The organism is Halomonas sp. (genome assembly GCF_052095765.1).
GTDB lineage: Bacteria > Pseudomonadota > Gammaproteobacteria > Pseudomonadales > Halomonadaceae > Halomonas.
In genome coordinates this window covers 1-14,982 of sequence record NZ_JBQDJZ010000070.1, presented here as the reverse complement: position 1 = coordinate 14,982, position 14,982 = coordinate 1, and the positions used below count along the sequence as shown (strand labels likewise).

Annotated in this window: 17 protein-coding genes and 1 pseudogene; 4 read left to right on the top strand and 14 right to left on the bottom strand. The window is 53.6% G+C overall.

What is annotated here, in order from left to right:
- Nucleotides 1–47: 47 nt before the first annotated feature.
- Nucleotides 48–332, bottom strand: coding sequence for a TIGR00366 family protein (locus tag ACTH3D_RS09720; RefSeq protein WP_441666878.1), 285 nt, complete (start codon nt 330–332; stop codon nt 48–50).
- On the opposite strand from ACTH3D_RS09720, the pseudogene ACTH3D_RS09715 reads away from it, so the two are divergent.
- A pseudogene (locus tag ACTH3D_RS09715) lies at nt 292–498 on the top strand (hypothetical protein); the annotation flags it as partial. The gene ACTH3D_RS09720 and the pseudogene ACTH3D_RS09715 overlap by 41 nt on opposite strands.
- Before the next feature lie 243 nt (nt 499–741).
- On the opposite strand, the gene ACTH3D_RS09710 reads toward ACTH3D_RS09715, so the two are convergent.
- From ACTH3D_RS09710 to ACTH3D_RS09665, 10 genes are all read right to left on the bottom strand, one after another.
- On the bottom strand, nt 742–1,230 hold the full coding sequence (locus ACTH3D_RS09710; RefSeq protein WP_441666877.1) for a GNAT family N-acetyltransferase: 489 nt from the start codon (nt 1,228–1,230) through the stop codon (nt 742–744).
- Nucleotides 1,227–1,964 (bottom strand): ABC transporter permease, encoded by a 738-nt coding sequence (locus tag ACTH3D_RS09705; protein WP_441666876.1) that lies wholly within the window; start codon nt 1,962–1,964, stop codon nt 1,227–1,229. Before ACTH3D_RS09705 ends, ACTH3D_RS09710 begins: the two co-directional genes overlap by 4 nt.
- Nucleotides 1,961–2,623: an ABC transporter permease subunit gene (locus tag ACTH3D_RS09700; protein ID WP_441666875.1), complete on the bottom strand. Its 663-nt coding sequence runs from the start codon at nt 2,621–2,623 to the stop codon at nt 1,961–1,963. The genes ACTH3D_RS09705 and ACTH3D_RS09700 overlap by 4 nt, the downstream gene beginning before the upstream one ends.
- Before the next feature lie 15 nt (nt 2,624–2,638).
- Nucleotides 2,639–3,406 (bottom strand): transporter substrate-binding domain-containing protein, encoded by a 768-nt coding sequence (locus ACTH3D_RS09695; protein WP_441666874.1) that lies wholly within the window; start codon nt 3,404–3,406, stop codon nt 2,639–2,641.
- Between the two features lie 26 nt (nt 3,407–3,432).
- Nucleotides 3,433–4,224: an ATP-binding cassette domain-containing protein gene (locus tag ACTH3D_RS09690; protein ID WP_441666873.1), complete on the bottom strand. Its 792-nt coding sequence runs from the start codon at nt 4,222–4,224 to the stop codon at nt 3,433–3,435.
- Between the two features lie 95 nt (nt 4,225–4,319).
- Nucleotides 4,320–5,510, bottom strand: coding sequence for an acetyl-CoA C-acyltransferase (locus ACTH3D_RS09685; protein ID WP_441666872.1), 1,191 nt, complete (start codon nt 5,508–5,510; stop codon nt 4,320–4,322).
- A complete protein-coding gene (locus tag ACTH3D_RS09680; protein ID WP_441666871.1) occupies nt 5,507–6,808 on the bottom strand; it encodes an ArgE/DapE family deacylase in 1,302 nt (433 codons plus the stop codon). Before ACTH3D_RS09680 ends, ACTH3D_RS09685 begins: the two co-directional genes overlap by 4 nt.
- Nucleotides 6,808–7,461 carry a 3-oxoacid CoA-transferase subunit B gene (locus ACTH3D_RS09675; protein WP_441666870.1) on the bottom strand — a complete coding sequence of 218 codons (654 nt, stop codon included), beginning with the start codon at nt 7,459–7,461 and terminating at the stop codon, nt 6,808–6,810. Before ACTH3D_RS09675 ends, ACTH3D_RS09680 begins: the two co-directional genes overlap by 1 nt.
- Nucleotides 7,451–8,152, bottom strand: a complete 702-nt coding sequence (locus ACTH3D_RS09670; RefSeq protein ID WP_441666869.1) for a CoA transferase subunit A — start codon at nt 8,150–8,152, stop codon at nt 7,451–7,453. The genes ACTH3D_RS09675 and ACTH3D_RS09670 overlap by 11 nt, the downstream gene beginning before the upstream one ends.
- A 5-nt stretch (nt 8,153–8,157) precedes the next feature.
- Nucleotides 8,158–9,534, bottom strand: a complete 1,377-nt coding sequence (locus tag ACTH3D_RS09665; RefSeq protein ID WP_441666868.1) for an aminotransferase family protein — start codon at nt 9,532–9,534, stop codon at nt 8,158–8,160.
- A 106-nt stretch (nt 9,535–9,640) separates the two neighbouring features.
- Between ACTH3D_RS09665 and ACTH3D_RS09660 the strand changes: the two genes are divergently transcribed.
- The 3 genes from ACTH3D_RS09660 (at nt 9,641) to cysK (ending at nt 12,760) form a co-directional block, all read left to right on the top strand.
- The gene (locus ACTH3D_RS09660; RefSeq protein WP_441666867.1) at nt 9,641–10,549 is read left to right on the top strand and encodes a LysR family transcriptional regulator; all 909 of its coding nucleotides are present in this window, start codon (nt 9,641–9,643) and stop codon (nt 10,547–10,549) included.
- 113 nt (nt 10,550–10,662) lie between these two features.
- On the top strand, nt 10,663–11,694 hold the full coding sequence (locus ACTH3D_RS09655; RefSeq protein ID WP_441666866.1) for a histone deacetylase family protein: 1,032 nt from the start codon (nt 10,663–10,665) through the stop codon (nt 11,692–11,694).
- A gap of 94 nt (nt 11,695–11,788) precedes the next feature.
- Entirely contained in the window at nt 11,789–12,760 is a 972-nt protein-coding gene (gene cysK, locus ACTH3D_RS09650) for a cysteine synthase A (RefSeq protein WP_441666865.1), read from the top strand.
- Between the two features lie 65 nt (nt 12,761–12,825).
- Here the strand turns inward: cysK and ACTH3D_RS09645 are convergent, their stop codons facing one another.
- The 3 genes from ACTH3D_RS09645 to ACTH3D_RS09635 are packed head-to-tail and all read right to left on the bottom strand — an operon-like array spanning nt 12,826 to nt 14,887.
- Nucleotides 12,826–13,275 carry a GNAT family N-acetyltransferase gene (locus ACTH3D_RS09645; RefSeq protein ID WP_441666864.1) on the bottom strand — a complete coding sequence of 150 codons (450 nt, stop codon included), beginning with the start codon at nt 13,273–13,275 and terminating at the stop codon, nt 12,826–12,828.
- Nucleotides 13,272–13,952: an ABC-type transport auxiliary lipoprotein family protein gene (locus tag ACTH3D_RS09640; protein ID WP_441666863.1), complete on the bottom strand. Its 681-nt coding sequence runs from the start codon at nt 13,950–13,952 to the stop codon at nt 13,272–13,274. The genes ACTH3D_RS09645 and ACTH3D_RS09640 overlap by 4 nt, the downstream gene beginning before the upstream one ends.
- Entirely contained in the window at nt 13,949–14,887 is a 939-nt protein-coding gene (locus ACTH3D_RS09635) for an MlaD family protein (RefSeq protein ID WP_441666862.1), read from the bottom strand. Before ACTH3D_RS09635 ends, ACTH3D_RS09640 begins: the two co-directional genes overlap by 4 nt.
- Nucleotides 14,888–14,982: the final 95 nt, after the last annotated feature.

Genomic DNA, 14,982 nt, shown 5'->3' with positions numbered 1-14,982 from the left:
CGCTACCCGCTTGACCCCAGTTGCAACCCATGTGGTTAGTGGATCGTTTACGAAGTAACTATCCCGACCCATACAGAGAGCAGAATGCAGTACCCCATGATGTGGCGGATATGTAAGCCTACTACGCTGAGGATAGGTAGTGCCCAAAATGGTTGGATCAGGTTGGTCCAGGCATCGCCCCAACCGACGGCCATAGCAGTAGTTGCTGGATTGACCCCAAGAGAGATGGCTGCGGGAATCTGCAAGGGGCCTTGCAGTGCCCATTGTCCACTGTTACTGGGTAAGATCAGCTTCGTGCACTGGTACAACCATGAGCACCGCCATAGCGCCATACGATTCGTCACTCCGGCTGAACGACATGCCGGCCAGGATAGCGAGGTGCTGGCCAAACGAGATGCCATTTATGCTGGGGCGAAACGGCAACTAGACACCGCGGCGGACGGTCTGGCTGAGCACCTGACTGGGAGGACCCGCTTGTTCAACGCGACCAGCAATTAGAAGCCGCCTGATACCAGGCGCCAACAAGCTTGACAGTCATCGCCAATGGCGGAATTGATAATAGACGGTCTTCCACGGGTCACAGCGTTCCGTAAGATCACGCCATTTCGCCTCCCCCTCTCAGTTTTACTCAAGTGATGTTGGGCGTGGAGCGTCGGCAGCTGACCAAGCCAAGGATACTAAATCTTCGTTTGTAGGGATGAGCCAGCATAATCCTTATGAAAAATTTAACATGGAAGAGTTTTAATTAGTTGCGAAAGAATTAAAAATCGGTTCTTCCATAAACATTTGAATTTCATTTTTATGAGCCTTTAAACCGAGGTGAGTATAGAAATCTATGGCGTTTTTATTATCAATGTCTACGTCAAGCTGCAAAAAATTGCAGTTTTTCGATAAACCTTTTTTTGCGGTTTCACATAGAAGCTTGCGCCCCAGCCCGCCAGCTCTTACAGATGTATCGACATACAAGTCGCTAACGAATATACCGGATGTTCCACGCCAGCCAGAAAATCGGATACTAAAAAGGCAGAGGCCAACAACCCGTCCTGCCTGCTCAGCGATAACTCCATCAAAATGACCTAGTCCATTAGGGCCATATTGGTTTATTGTCTCCGAAGTTGTTACTGGTTTAATATCTGGATCAATGTGATAAGCTAGCATATAAATTATTTTAGAAACAGCTAAGCTATCTTTTTGTGTCAGACTTCTTAAAATTATTTCTTTTTCTTTCATGATTCCAATCCAGATTTATTTGAAGTATAAGCATGTTTTTCGATGGTTCTAAAGATTCGTGAAAGGCCAAATACCATTGCTAGATAAATTATAGCAATAAACAGGTATATTGTTATATCAAATGTCTGTGCGAATGCCTTTGAACCAACGCCCATTAAATCTTGCATGGCAATTGTGCTAACTAAAACTGTTGCTTTGAGGGATATAATAACCTGGTTGAATAGTGCAGGCATGGCACGACGCAATGCCGATGGTAAAAGAATATTTCGTGCAATAGTTAAAGGGTGCATTCCATAAGCTATTGCTGCCTCTTTCTCAGTGTTAGGTACAGATTGTAGCCCCCCGCGAATATCTTCCGCCATATAGGCGGCCAAGTTTAGTATGAATGCTAAGCTTGCAAGTGTAAATGGTGACGAAGTTAAAGTCCACCAAATCGATTCACGCATTGGTACTATTGACCCATAATATTTTATAAGAAGAGCTGGTAGGCCATAGTAAATCAAAAACAGTTGAACGAATATTGGAGACCCTCGAAAAACAATACTGTAGATATTTGCTACCGATCGAACGATTCGAATTCGGCTAGTTAAGGCAAGGCCTATAGGTACTGCCAACAAAAATCCAAATATAGTTGTTACGAGTAACAGTTTTAGGGTTACATATAGTCCGGAAAGAAACTGGTGTCCATAATTTTCAATAAGATCGTAAAAGTTTAGGAGGATGTCGTTTATCATAGTGCGCGCCCTTTACCATATTGATCAATAGCTTTGGTTGTTATTATGCTTATTATTATATATATGATGGCAGCGGTCCCATAGAAAAGGAACGGATCTTTTGTTGTGGCTGTTGCTATTTGTGCTTGGCGCATTAGTTCATTTAAGCTGATTACTGCAACTAGAGAAGTGTCCTTTAGTAGAAGTAGCCAAAGGTTGCCTAGGCTAGGAAGAGATATTCTTAGCATCTGAGGCCCTCTTATGCTAACAAAGGTTCTATATGAATTCATACCATACGAGACAGCTGCCTCAATTTGTCCTTTATTTACGGCATGGTAAGCAGCTCTAAAAACCTCAGAAGTATAAGCGCCTGAGATTAAAGATAAAGCTAAAATACCAGCGACGAAGGGGTTGATTGATATTGAACCTTCGTAGTGCTCATTTAGTATGCTCTGTAAACCAAAGTAAGCTAGTAGGATTACTAAAAGCTCAGGAAGTCCGCGAAAAATATTTGCTATTCCAAAGCAGATGAACCTTAACGGTGAAAATCTTGATATTTTACCGGCACATAGCAGTAATCCAATGGCAACTCCACCAATTCCAGACGCTAGCGCTAGCTGTATAGTAACTAGCGCCCCGTGAAAAAGGTCATCACCAAATCCTTGATAGTTAGGAATCATGCGGCTCTCCGTGATTCAACGCAACTCTATGTTAAAATACTTTTTTTCGATAGACTTAAAAGATCCATCAGAAATTATTTTTTCGATTGCTAAGTTGAGTTCTGTGGCAAGCTCAATATCATTTTTTCGTACTGCAATGCCAATTTCAGTGCCTAGACTAGGGTCATTTATATTTTCACCTATCTGCTCAAATGCTTCTTTTCCACCATTTTCATTTATCCATGGTTTTATAATTGCAACATCACCAAATATTGCGTCTAAACGCCCGCTTTCAAAATCTAAAAACATATTGTCGGTAGAGGGATAAGCTCGAATAATTAAGTCAGAGCCATACTTTTCTGGCAACCATCTTTCATGATTAGTCCCAGCTTGTAGGCCAATTGTTTTTCCTGATAAGTGATCCTGGTTTAATTCTAATCCACTCCCCGTTGGTGCAGCCATCATTGCATAAGAAAAATAATAAGGATCTGTGAAAAGAACTTGCTCTGATCTTTCGGGGGTGATAGTCATAGATGAAATCATAACATCAAACTTACCAGATTTAAGGGCAGGTATCATACCGTCCCATTGTTGGGTAACCCACTCGCACTTCATAAGCATATGCTCACAAAGCTTATTACCAATTTCAATATCAAATCCAGCTAACTCTCCATCGCTATTGGTAAAGTTGAATGGAGGGTATGCAGCCTCAACCCCAAGCTTTAATTTTTCTTCCCCTAATACTAATGGGCTTGTTAGAGCGAGTAAGGTTGCTGACATTGTGATGATTTTTTTTGTAAACATTTCATCTTCCTTCTTGGAGTAGTGTTTTATTTTATGAAGTTTTTTAGTCGTGCTGTATTAGGGCTTGAGAATAACTTTTCTGGAGGGCCTTCCTCAAGAATAATGCCATTTTCGAAAAACATTGTCCAGCTAGAAACATCTCGCGCGAAAGCCATTTCATGAGTAGTAATTATCATTGTTCTCCCTTCTTCTGCTAAAAGCTTTATAACACGAAGTACCTCACCTACAAGTTCAGGATCTAGTGCTGATGTTGGCTCGTCAAAAAGTAGAATTTCTGGCTCTATACACAATGCTCTAGCAATCGCAGCCCTCTGCTGCTGTCCTCCAGAGAGCTCTGAAGGATAGTTGTCCTCTTTGTCAGGGATACCAACTTTTTTTAAGTATTTTCGTGCTGATTTTTTTGCTTCGCTTTTTGATTTTCCATGAACAAATATAGGCGCCTGAGTAAGGTTTTCTAGAATAGTCATATGTGACCAAAGGTTGAAAGACTGAAATACTGTCCCAATCTTACTGCGAAGATGTCTAAGTCTTTTGTTAGAAATTGACTTCCCAGTCGTTTCTTTTTGGTTCAGTGTTATTTTTTCACCCCATAATGAAATTTCACCACTTTCAGGTAGTTCCAAAAAATTTAGACAGCGAAGGAAAGTACTTTTTCCGGAACCACTTGATCCAATTATAACTATAACATCTCCACGCTTCGCTTCGAATGAAACACCTTTTAAAACTTCAGTGCCATTGAAATTCTTTTTTATGTTTTTAGCTTGAAGTACTAGGTCGCTATGTCGTGGGCGGTTTTCTCTGGCGGCTGGGTTGTTCATTTTATAGTTCCTTCCAGTTATGACATGTTTTTGGTGTTGTCATTAGTATTTATGCAGCATTGGATACGCTAATTAATGTTTGTATGACTGGCCCTTCAGCAGCGTTCGAGAATCAGTGCAATGCCCTGGCCACCGCCGATGCAGGCAGCGGCACAGCCATAGCGGCCTTGGTGATGTTGCAGTAGGCGGGCGAGGGTGCCTGCCAAACGGATTCCGGTGGCACCTAGCGGATGACCCAGCGCCAGGGCGCCACCACAGACGTTGACCCGCTCGATATCGATACCCAGCGTATTGATCGCGAACAGCGGCACGGCACTGAAAGCTTCGTTGATTTCCCAGAGGTCGATATCATCGACGCTGAGCTTGGTTTTGCTCAGCGCGCGACGGATGGCGGCGGTGGCACCGGCCCCCATGCGCTCTGGTGCAACGCCGCAGTCAACCACGTCTACCACGCGGGCCAGCGGCGTCATGCCGTGCTGCGTGAGTGCTGCCTTAGACATCACCAGGGCAGCGCTGGCCCCGGAAGTCAACGGTGAGCTGTTGCCAGCGGTAATCTGACCATCTTCGATAAAGGCCGGGCCAAGTTCGGCCAGGCGCTCCAGCGTGGTATCGGCGCGGATATTGGCATCGCGCTCCACGCGCTCGCCAGCGGGGTTGGTGAGTGCCAGACGTTCAACGTCGAACCAGCCGTTGGCCTCTGCAGCGGCAGCGCGCTGGTGCGAGCGCAGCGCAAAGGCGTCCATGGCTTCGCGGGTAATGTTGCCTTCGGCGGCCAGCTGTTCGGCGGTTAGCCCCATGTTCATGGCCACGTTCAAATCCAGCCAGTCGGTGTGTTGCAGTGCTTCGGGTACTGTCAGCACGCCTTCCTTGAACAGGCTCGGTCCCATCGGCACCCGGGACATGTTCTCGAAGCCACCGGCTAGGCCAACGTCGATGGCCCCGGCCTGAATTTCGCGCACGCTGCCGCGCAATGCTGCCAGACCGGAACCACACTGCTGGTCGATCTGGCGTGATGGGCAGGCCTGGGCGGCAGCGGCAAGGCGCCGGGATAACCACTGGGGATAGCGCCCGCCGAAGCTCCACTGCTCTTTGACTGGCAGCGCGCAGCCGATGCTCAGGTCTTCGATGGCAGAGGCGTCAACGTCGCCACGCGCGAGTAAGGCGTCGATCAGTTGGCCAAGCAGGGCATCGCCGCGTTGACCAGACCAAGCATCGACTTCTGGTTTGCGTGGATGGGCCCGAGTAAATGCCGAGCGGCCATAGTCGGCTAAATAGGCAGCTCTCATGACAGCCTCCTTTCAGCGGTGCTTTCGTTATCGTCATGCTCGGCGTTAGCCCAGCGGCTGATAAACAGCGCATAAGTGGTCAGCACCTGCTGGATCGAGGCGATATCCACGCACTCATCCACGCCGTGAATGCGCTGGGCGATGGGGCCATAGCAGGTGCCGTTGATGCCGCCCTGAACGTGAAAGGCACGTAGATCGGTGGTGCAGGTTGAAAGATAGTGAGCCGGCGGTTCGCCGACCAGGTCTTCATGGCAGCGCGACAGCAAGCGAATAGCCGGTGTTTCCAGGTCGACCAGGTGGCCTTCGGATCGAAAGCCGTGGAACTCGATCCGTGGTTCTGGGCCAATAGCCCCAAGTTCGCTGTAGCGCTGGGCGACGGCATCGCGAACCCGGGTCATGGCGTCGTCGGCACTCATGCCGGGTGGAAAGCCAACGCGGCCTTCAATAATGGCGTGAGCCGGCACGCTGGATGCCCAGTTGCCTCCTTCTATCTTGCCGATGCTAAGATTGAACGGATGATTCAGCGCTTCGTAGGGTGCCGGACGTGGCAGCGCATTCATTTCTTCTTCCAGTGCCTTGAACGCTGGCAAATAGGCCTGGATCTGCTCGATGGCATTGCTGCCAGCGCGGGTGTCCAGCACGTGGGCAGGTACACCGTCGAGGCGCAGGCGGAACCACAGCACGCCCACCTGGCCGCTATAGATCTGGGCGCCGAAGGGCTCGGGAATCAGCACGAAGTCGCCGCTGTAGCCTTGATGCAGGCAGGCCAGAGCGCCGTTGCCGGTGCATTCTTCTTCGATCACGGTCTGCAGTGTCAGTGGGAAATCGATTTTGATGCCAGCCTGACGCACAGCTTCCACTGCCATCACCATGGCGGCGATGCCGGCTTTCATGTCGCCGGCGCCACGGCCATATAACCAGCCATCTTTCTGCCAGGGCTCCCAGGGCGGACGCGTCCACATGTCGGTGGGTTCGGCGGGCACCACATCCAGGTGACCGTTGAGTACCAGGTGAGGCTTTGCGGAATCCGGGTTGAGCCGCGACACGACGTTGTAACGACCCTCGTTGCTCCAGCTGGTCGGCGCACGGTGGGGGTTGTCGGCAAAGCCCGGTGCATCCAGTGCCACGCGTTCGGCAGGTAGGTCAAGGCGCTGGTACCAGCGCTCCATGGTGGCAAGCGCGCTGTGTTCCTGGCCCAGCACGCTATAACCGCGCACCAGGTCCTGGGTCAGCTCCAGGGTGTCCGGCATCAAGGCTTCGCAGCGCTCGATAATGCGTTGTTCGGTAGCGGTCAGCATCAGAACCTCCCCAGGCGCGATTCGTCGATGATCAGTTCGGCTTCGGTGGCATCACGCAGCTCATCCACACTCAGCCCTGCGGCGATATCCACGACTTCCAGGCCGTCACTGGTGACGCGCATGGCGGCTTTTTCGGTGATGATCAGCGCCACGCAGTGCGGTGCGGTCAGCGGCAAGCGGCAGCGTTTGAGAATCTTGGGGTTGCCATGCTTGTCGTTGTGAGAGCACAGCACCACCAGGCGCTCGACCTTCTGGGCCAGTTCCATGGCGCCGCCAATACCCGGTGAGAACTTGCCGGGGATCTTCCAGTTGGCCAGGTTGCCCTGTTGGTCAACCTCGAAGGCGCCCATGAAGGTGATGTCGACTCGACGCCGACGGATCATGGCGAACGATAATGCGCTGTCGAACACGCTGGCCCCGGGGCGGGTGCCGATGTAGGCGCCGCCAGAGTCGATCATCTCCAAGTCGGCTTCGCTGTTGTTGTCAATCAGCTGACAGCCCAGTACGCCGTTTTCTGAGTGCACCAGCACCTCAAGTTCTGGCGGCAGGTAGTGAAACAGTTGGGTGGGCAGGCCAATGCCCAGATTGACGATCTGCCCGGCACTTATTTCCTGGGCGGCGCGAGCCAGAATGCGCTGATGATCAGTTGCCATGCTCGCGCCTCCCTTGTTCGCTGGTGGCGGGGTTGACTTCGACGACCTGGCTGACAAAGGCGCACGGTGTATGAATGTGTTCGGGCACCAGGCCGCCAGGTTCCTTGACCTGGAAGGCTTGGGCGATGACGCGCTCGGCGGCCATGGCCATTAATGGGTTGAAGTTGATGGCAGTGCCGCGATAGACGAGGTTGCCATAGCGGTCGGCCAGGTCGGCGTGTACCAGGGCGAAGTCGGCATGTATCGCTGGCTCGATGGCCCAGATTTTGCCGTCGCAGTCGACTTCTTGGCGTCCTTCGCCGATCTCGGTACCGATGCCGATGTCAGTGAGAAAACCGTAATGACCGGCACCGGCGCAGCGGATCTTCTCGGCTAGCAGCCCCTGGGGGTGAATCTCCACGGCCAGGCGACCGGCGTTCATTTGTTCGATGGCTACGCGGTTAAGGCCAATGTGCGAGGTGATCAGATGCTCGACGCGGCCAGCGCTGATCAACTTGCCGATGCCGATATCGGACTCGTTGGCATCGTTCTTGATCAACGTCAGGTGCTTCTGGCCTTGTTCCAGCAGTTCATCCAGCAAGGCGAAGGGCGTGCCAGGAGAGCCGAAGCCGCCCACCATGATCGAAGCGCCATCCTTTATCTGGGCAATGGCGGCCTCAATCGCTATATGCTTTTCATTGAGTCGGGTCATGGGTCTCAGCCTGTAATGCCGGTGGCGTGTTGCTGTGAGCTGGGAGCATCACGCAGTACCGAAATGACTTCGTGATCAAGACGGGTCAGCGCGCGCTCGAGTCGCTCAAGCAGCAGCGTTGTTTCGGCTTCGCTGATGGTGAATGGCGGGCTGACCAGGAAGTGGTCTCCGGCCACGCCGTTGAGGGTGCGGCGCGGGTAGATCAGCAGGCCTTCCTGCTTGGCGATGGCAGTGACTTTGGTGAACAGGTTGGCTTCGGCAGGGAAGGTTGTCTTGCTGTGTGGGTCGCTCACCAGTTCTACGCCCCATAAAAGACCCAAGCCGCGCACGTCACCAATCCAGTCAAAGCGTTGTTGGAGTGCTTCCAGACCTAGCTTGAGCTGCTGGCCGCGGGCGGCCACGTTATCCAGCAGCTGTTCGTTCCGAATGGTGCGGATGGCCGCCAGACCCGTAGCGCAGGCCAGCGGATTGCCGGCATAGGTGTGGCCGTGTTGGAAGCCGCCGTTGTCCATCACGGCATCCACAATCGGCGCTCGACTAAGCACGGCACCCACCGGATAGTAACCGGCGCCCAGGCCCTTGGCGGTCGTCAGCAGGTCCGGTGCCACGCCCCAGTGCTGATAGGCAAACCAGCTGCCGGTGCGGCCCACGCCGCACAGCACTTCGTCATAGATCAGCAGGCAGCCAATCTCGTCGCACAGCTCGCGTAGTCCCTGCAGGTAGGCGCGATCGACCAGGCGACCGCCGGTGCTGGCGCCGCCCACCGGCTCGATGACGATGGCGATGATGCTGTCGCCGCCGGCGACCTCGATCTGGGCGCGGGTCTCGCTGAGCACCCGGGCAATATGGGCGTCGCGGCTGCCGTCCTTCTGTCGGTAGAAATCGGGACCGGGCACCTTGATCGAGCCGGCGGTGATGTCAGCAAAGGGCGCTTCCAGCGGCTCATAGCCCGTCAGGCCCAAGGCGCCCAGGGTGCTGCCGTGATAGGACGGGCGCAGTGATACAAAGTGGCGACGCTGGGGTTGCCCGGTAGCGACAAAGTATTGGCGCGCCAGCTTCTGGGCCGACTCCACGGCTTCAGAACCACTTGAGACGAAAAACACCTTCTCCATCTCACCGTCGGTCATGTCGACCAGCGCCTCGGCCAGCTCCACGGCGGGGCCATTTTCGAACTGGGTGCGATAGGTAAAGGCAACACGGTCAAGTTGTTCGAGCATCGCCTCGCGCAGGGCCGGATGGGCGTGGCCAAGGTTGCAGGAGATAGCGCCGGAGCAGCCGTCGAGATATTCCTTGCCCTTGGTGTCCCACAGGAATACGCCTTTGCCATGACTGACTTCCGGCATGGCGGGGCCGGCTTGATAGAACAGCGGGGAGATTGTCATCGTATCAATCCGTTGTGATTTGTTATTGGTGATGAGCTCAGTTTAGGTGGCAGTGATTGATTATTTCAATATATGATGTTTTTACCGAACTTGATGAGTATTTATCATGGCTAAGGTTTCAATAGATTCCCTGAAAGCGTTGATGGTATTCAAGACACTGTACGAGGCCGGCACGGCGTCGCAGGCGGCGCGTATTCTTGGCATCACCCAGTCGGGTGTCAGCCGTTCATTGGCCCAACTGGAGCAGAATCTTGGGCTTATGCTGTTCCTGCGTGAGAAGAATCGTCTGGTGGCGACACCTGAGGCAGGTGAACTCTACGAAGAAATCCTGCGTCTCATGGGTAATATCGAAGAGTTGCGTCATAGCGTGCTGGCGCTCAAGGAGTTTGGCACCTCACGGCTGAGAATCGCTGCTATTCCGGGGCTGGCCTTTGGTTTTGTGCCGCGCCTGATTGCCACGCTTCTCGAGCGTAACCGTGGCTTCAGCATCCGATTTGACATGATGTCGAGTCATGATGTGTTGCGTAATGTCGAGTCGGGGCATGCCGATATCGGTTTTGTCACTTTGCCTGCCAGTTCGCGGATGCTGCGTATCGAGGAGTGGCTGACCACTCAGGCTCGCTGTTTGCTGCCGATAGGGCATCGGCTGTCTGAACAGGATGAGATCATTATCCATGACCTTAAAGATGAGCACTTGGTCATCAGCAATCAGCCTAATATCGGTGCTGATCCCTTGCTTAATCTGGCGGCAAGCCACGGTATTCATATTGGCGGAAAGACTGAAGCCAACATTGGTGCGATCACCGCCCTGGTGGCCAATGGCGTTGGTATCAGTGTGATGAATCCGATTACCGCCATGGATCAGCTGGCCCATGGCAATAGCGTTGTAACACTGCCGTTCACGCCTGAGATAGGCTTCAGTTTCGGGCTGGTCTATCGGGAAGACTGGAAGCAGGCACAGGTGCTGGAGTTTATCCGAGAGAGCGGGCGTGAGCTGCTCAAAGCATATGTTTAGGCACCCTTGCTCTAGGTTGTGGCTTTCAACAACAAGCGCAATCTGGACCCATGATGTGAGTTATGGTGCACTGCAAGGATGCCCATTTATTTCTTACCTTCAGGATATCTAGCATGCTGACATTTCATAGCGACGCGACCCTGCGTCGCCGTGCCCTTACTGAGCTGGATGGTGGTCAACTGGTGACGCCCTATGAATGCCCTGAGCGGGTTGAGCTGGTACTCAAGCACGTTCAGAGCAGGAAGCTGGGTGAGGTGCGTGAGCCCGAGGCTTTTGGCCTGGAGCCGGTGCTTGCGGTGCACGACCGTGACTATGTCGAGTTTCTGAAAAGTTGCTGGGATGAGTGGCAAGCGCTGGGCCGCGAGGGTGAGGCAATTGCCTGGATTTGGCCGACCCGTACTATGCCGGGGCGGGTCATTCCCGAGTGTATCGATGGCCGGCTGGGCCATTATTCGCTGTCGGCGGATACTTCAATCTGCGAAGGGACCTTCGAGGCCGCTGAGGCCAGTAAAGACATTGCGCTGAGTGCGGTGAAGCATACCCTGACTAACGGCGAGCCGAGTTTCGGTCTGTGTCGTCCGCCCGGCCACCATGCGGCTACAGACCAGTTCGGCGGTTACTGTTTTTTCAATAATGCGGCCATCGCTGCTCAGTATGCGTTGGATCAGGGACGTCGGCGGGTGGCGGTTCTCGATGTCGACTTCCACCACGGCAATGGCACCCAGCAGATCTTCTATGAACGCGACGATGTGCTTTTTGTCTCGCTGCATGGCGATCCCAAACAGTGCTTTCCGTACTACCTGGGCCATGCTGACGAGAGCGGCATGGGCGCCGGGATGGGCTTTAATATCAACTATCCCATGGCGCCGGGCAGCGGCTTTGATGTGTGGTCGCGGGCACTGGATGATGCCTTGGAAAAAATTCGTGAACTTGGCTGCGAGCTGCTGATTGTCTCACTGGGGGTGGATGCCTTTGAAAATGACCCGATCAGTGAATTCAAGCTAACCAGCGATGACTTCAGTGAACTGGGCAGGCGGCTCGGTCATGCTGGTCTGCCAACTACTTTTCTGATGGAAGGCGGCTACGCAGTCGAAGAAATCGGCATTAACGTGGTGAATGTGCTGAGTGGTTTCGATTCCGTATGAGCTGACCAGTACGTGTTCATTTGCGGGCTACTTTGACAGCCTGACGGTGTATTTAACGATTCTGAGTGGCAGTTTTAAATAACTAGGAGCGATCATGGCGCGTATTTTTGATGATAACTCACTGTCCATCGGCAACACGCCGCTGGTACGGCTTAACCGGGTCAATGACGGGGCCACTATCTGGGCCAAGATCGAGGGGCGTAATCCGGCCTATTCGGTGAAGTGCCGCATTGGGGCGGCGATGGTGCAGGATGCTGAACGGCGCGGAGTGCTCAAGCCCGGCATGACAATCATCGAGCCGACCAGCGGCAATACGGGAATCGCCCTGGCGTTTGTGGCGGCCGCGCGTGGCTACAAGATGGTGCTGACCATGCCTGCGTCGATGAGCCTGGAGCGCCGAAAGGTGCTCAAGGCGCTGGGTGCCGACATCGTTCTGACCGAGCCGGCTAAGGGCATGCCGGGGGCGATTACCAAGGCCGAGGAGTTGGCAGCAGCCAATCCTGATACCTACTTTCTGCCTCAGCAGTTCGAAAATCCGGCCAACCCGGCGATTCACGAGGCCACTACTGGCCCGGAGATCTGGGACGACACCGATGGCCAGGTTGATATTTTCGTGTCTGGTGTAGGTACTGGCGGTACCCTGACTGGCGTGTCGCGCTATATTAAACAGACTCGTGGTAAAGCCATCACCACAGTAGCGGTGGAGCCAGCGGACTCGCCGGTGATAACTCAGGTGCGCGATGGTCAAGACCCCAAGCCAGCGCCGCACAAGATTCAGGGTCTCGGTGCCGGTTTTATTCCCGGCAACCTGGACATGTCACTGATCGACCAGGTGGAGCAGGTCAGTAACGATGATGCCATCGCCATGACCCACCGGCTGATGCAGGAAGAGGGGATTCTGTGTGGCATTTCCTGTGGCGCTGCCGTGGTGGCTGCAGTTAGGGTATCAAAGCAACCGCAGCATCAGGGTAAGAATATCGTGGTCATACTGCCAGACAGCGCTGAGCGCTATCTGTCTTCGATTTTGTTTGAAGGGCGCTTTAGCGACGAAGAAAACGTTCAATAGTGGCATCGTAATAGCAGTAGTTGCCATATTGCCCAAAACGCCACCTTTCGAGGTGGCGTTTTGCGTTAAACGTCTAGGCGCATTCCCATGCTGATGCGCTCTTCGAGTTCGAAGCCTAGCTCTTTATAGAAATTGGCGATGGGTTCGTTACCACCGCGGATCTGCAGATTGACCTTGACGCAGCCCAGCTCACGCAGGCGCGTCACGGCAAATTCCACCATCTGCCGGCCCAGCCCTTCTCCCTGGCGGTCGGGTGCTACGGCGACAGAGTAGAGCCAGCCACGGTGGCCGTCGTAGCCAATCATGCAGCTCGCGATCAGGGTTTCGCCGTCGTCGATCACATACAGTAGATCATCAATAGCCAGCTTGTTAGCGACAATCACCTCGGGCGAGTTGTAGCCGGTGTAGTCGGGAAAGCAGGTAAGCCACAGGGCGCGCAGGCGCGGAAAGTCAGCGTCACAATATTGGCGCGGAGTGAGAGCGGGCACAGAGGACGCGGAGGGCATAGTCGTCATGGACGCTCACTGTGATGGTTGAGCTGTGTGATAGTCCATTCAACGATCTGTTGATCAAGCTGATCTGCTGCTTGGCCAAACGCGTGTACGACCGCTTCAATGCTTTCATTATCTGCTGCTTGGCGAACAGTAAAACGTTGTGTAGCGATAACGTTGCCACGACTTGAATCAACCAACTGAGCGTCTAACTCGATGACGGCGTCAGGAGAGGTGCCAGGGGTGTTGGCATCGTAACGACTATGGAAGCCTGTCAGTGTCGAGCTGAGCAGTATATTGCTGCTGGCTGGGCTGTTGTTGTCGATGACAGCCTGTATACGCCCGTCTTGGCGCAGTGCGTTGACCAAGCGGGCCTGTATCAATATGGGGGCGCGATCTTGCCAGCGAGTCCCGCCATAGATCTTGATCTCTTCGTTATCAGGCTGGACGAGCATGCGTACACCATCGAGTAGAGCGTTGGCATTGGGCGTATCCACTCTGAGCGTTAGTGGCAGCGTTGGCTGTGCTGCGCTGTAATTGGCTTGAGACGTACTTTCCGAAGCGCTGTTCGGTAACGTAAACGTTCTCAGTGGTGAGGCCGTTGGCAGCAAACCGCAAGCTGATAGCAGCAGGCTCATCACAAGAACTATCAGCAGAGCTGCTGTTGATGCGGGCCGTTGGGGGAGTAGGGGTTGGATCACGGTTTGAACTCCTCAGGGCTGTCGCCACCCAGCAGGGTTTGTGTCGGATTTTCGTTGAGTCTGCGCAGCAACAGGCTAAAACTGCCCAGCGTATTACGCAGCTCTTGCATGGCAGGGTCGAGCCCGCCTAGGCCGCGTAATGCACTGTCGATATCGCCGCTATGTTCAGTGCCTATCTGAAGCAGGTCATGGCTAACTTCGGCCAGCGATTGCATGGCTTGGCTGGCGCTGTTCATGGCTTGCTGGCCGCTGTTGTCGAGTAATTCACGGGCGCTTGCCCCAGCAGCATTGATGCTATCCATGGCCCGCTCTGCCTGAGTCGTTAAGGTACCAAGCCCGCTGATCAGGGGTTCAATACTCTCGCTCTGAGTCGCTAGACTTTGTGTTAGACGGTCCACATTAGTGAGGATGTCTGATACCCGTGTTACGTTCTCGTCTGAAAGCAGCTGGTTCGCTTGGCTCAAGAGCCGGTCGCTGGCCGCAATCATTGACTCACCGTTGTCCATCAGTGAGCTGAGCGATGACCTTGCGGCGGGAATGATCCCCGGTTTCTGTTTGGTTCCTACCAGCTTGGGGCTGTCTGTTGTGCCGCCTTGCAACTGAATGTTCATGCTGCCCGTAATGTTGGCTAGCGCCAGGCGTGCCCGAGTATCCGTGGTCACTGGCGTGCTGTTAGCAACACGAATGAGAGTGCGCACCTTGCTGGGGTCGCTAGGGTCCAGGTTCAGGCTGGACACATTACCGACCTTGATGCCGTTATATTGCACGGTATTACCCACGGCCAACCCGCTGACGGCCTGATTAAAGGTAATTTCATAGTAGTTCTGGTCGCTATCCGCATCGGCTCGACCTATCCATAGCGCGAAAAGCAGGGCGCCAACGATGGATACCACGGTAAATAGGCCAATCAGAACATAATGAGCGCGTGGCTCCATGGTCAATTCTCCTTGGGGACACTGGCAGCTCGTTGAGATACGACTCGTTGAGATGCGAGTAGTGCTGCGCGGCCACGGGGGCCATGAAAGTATTC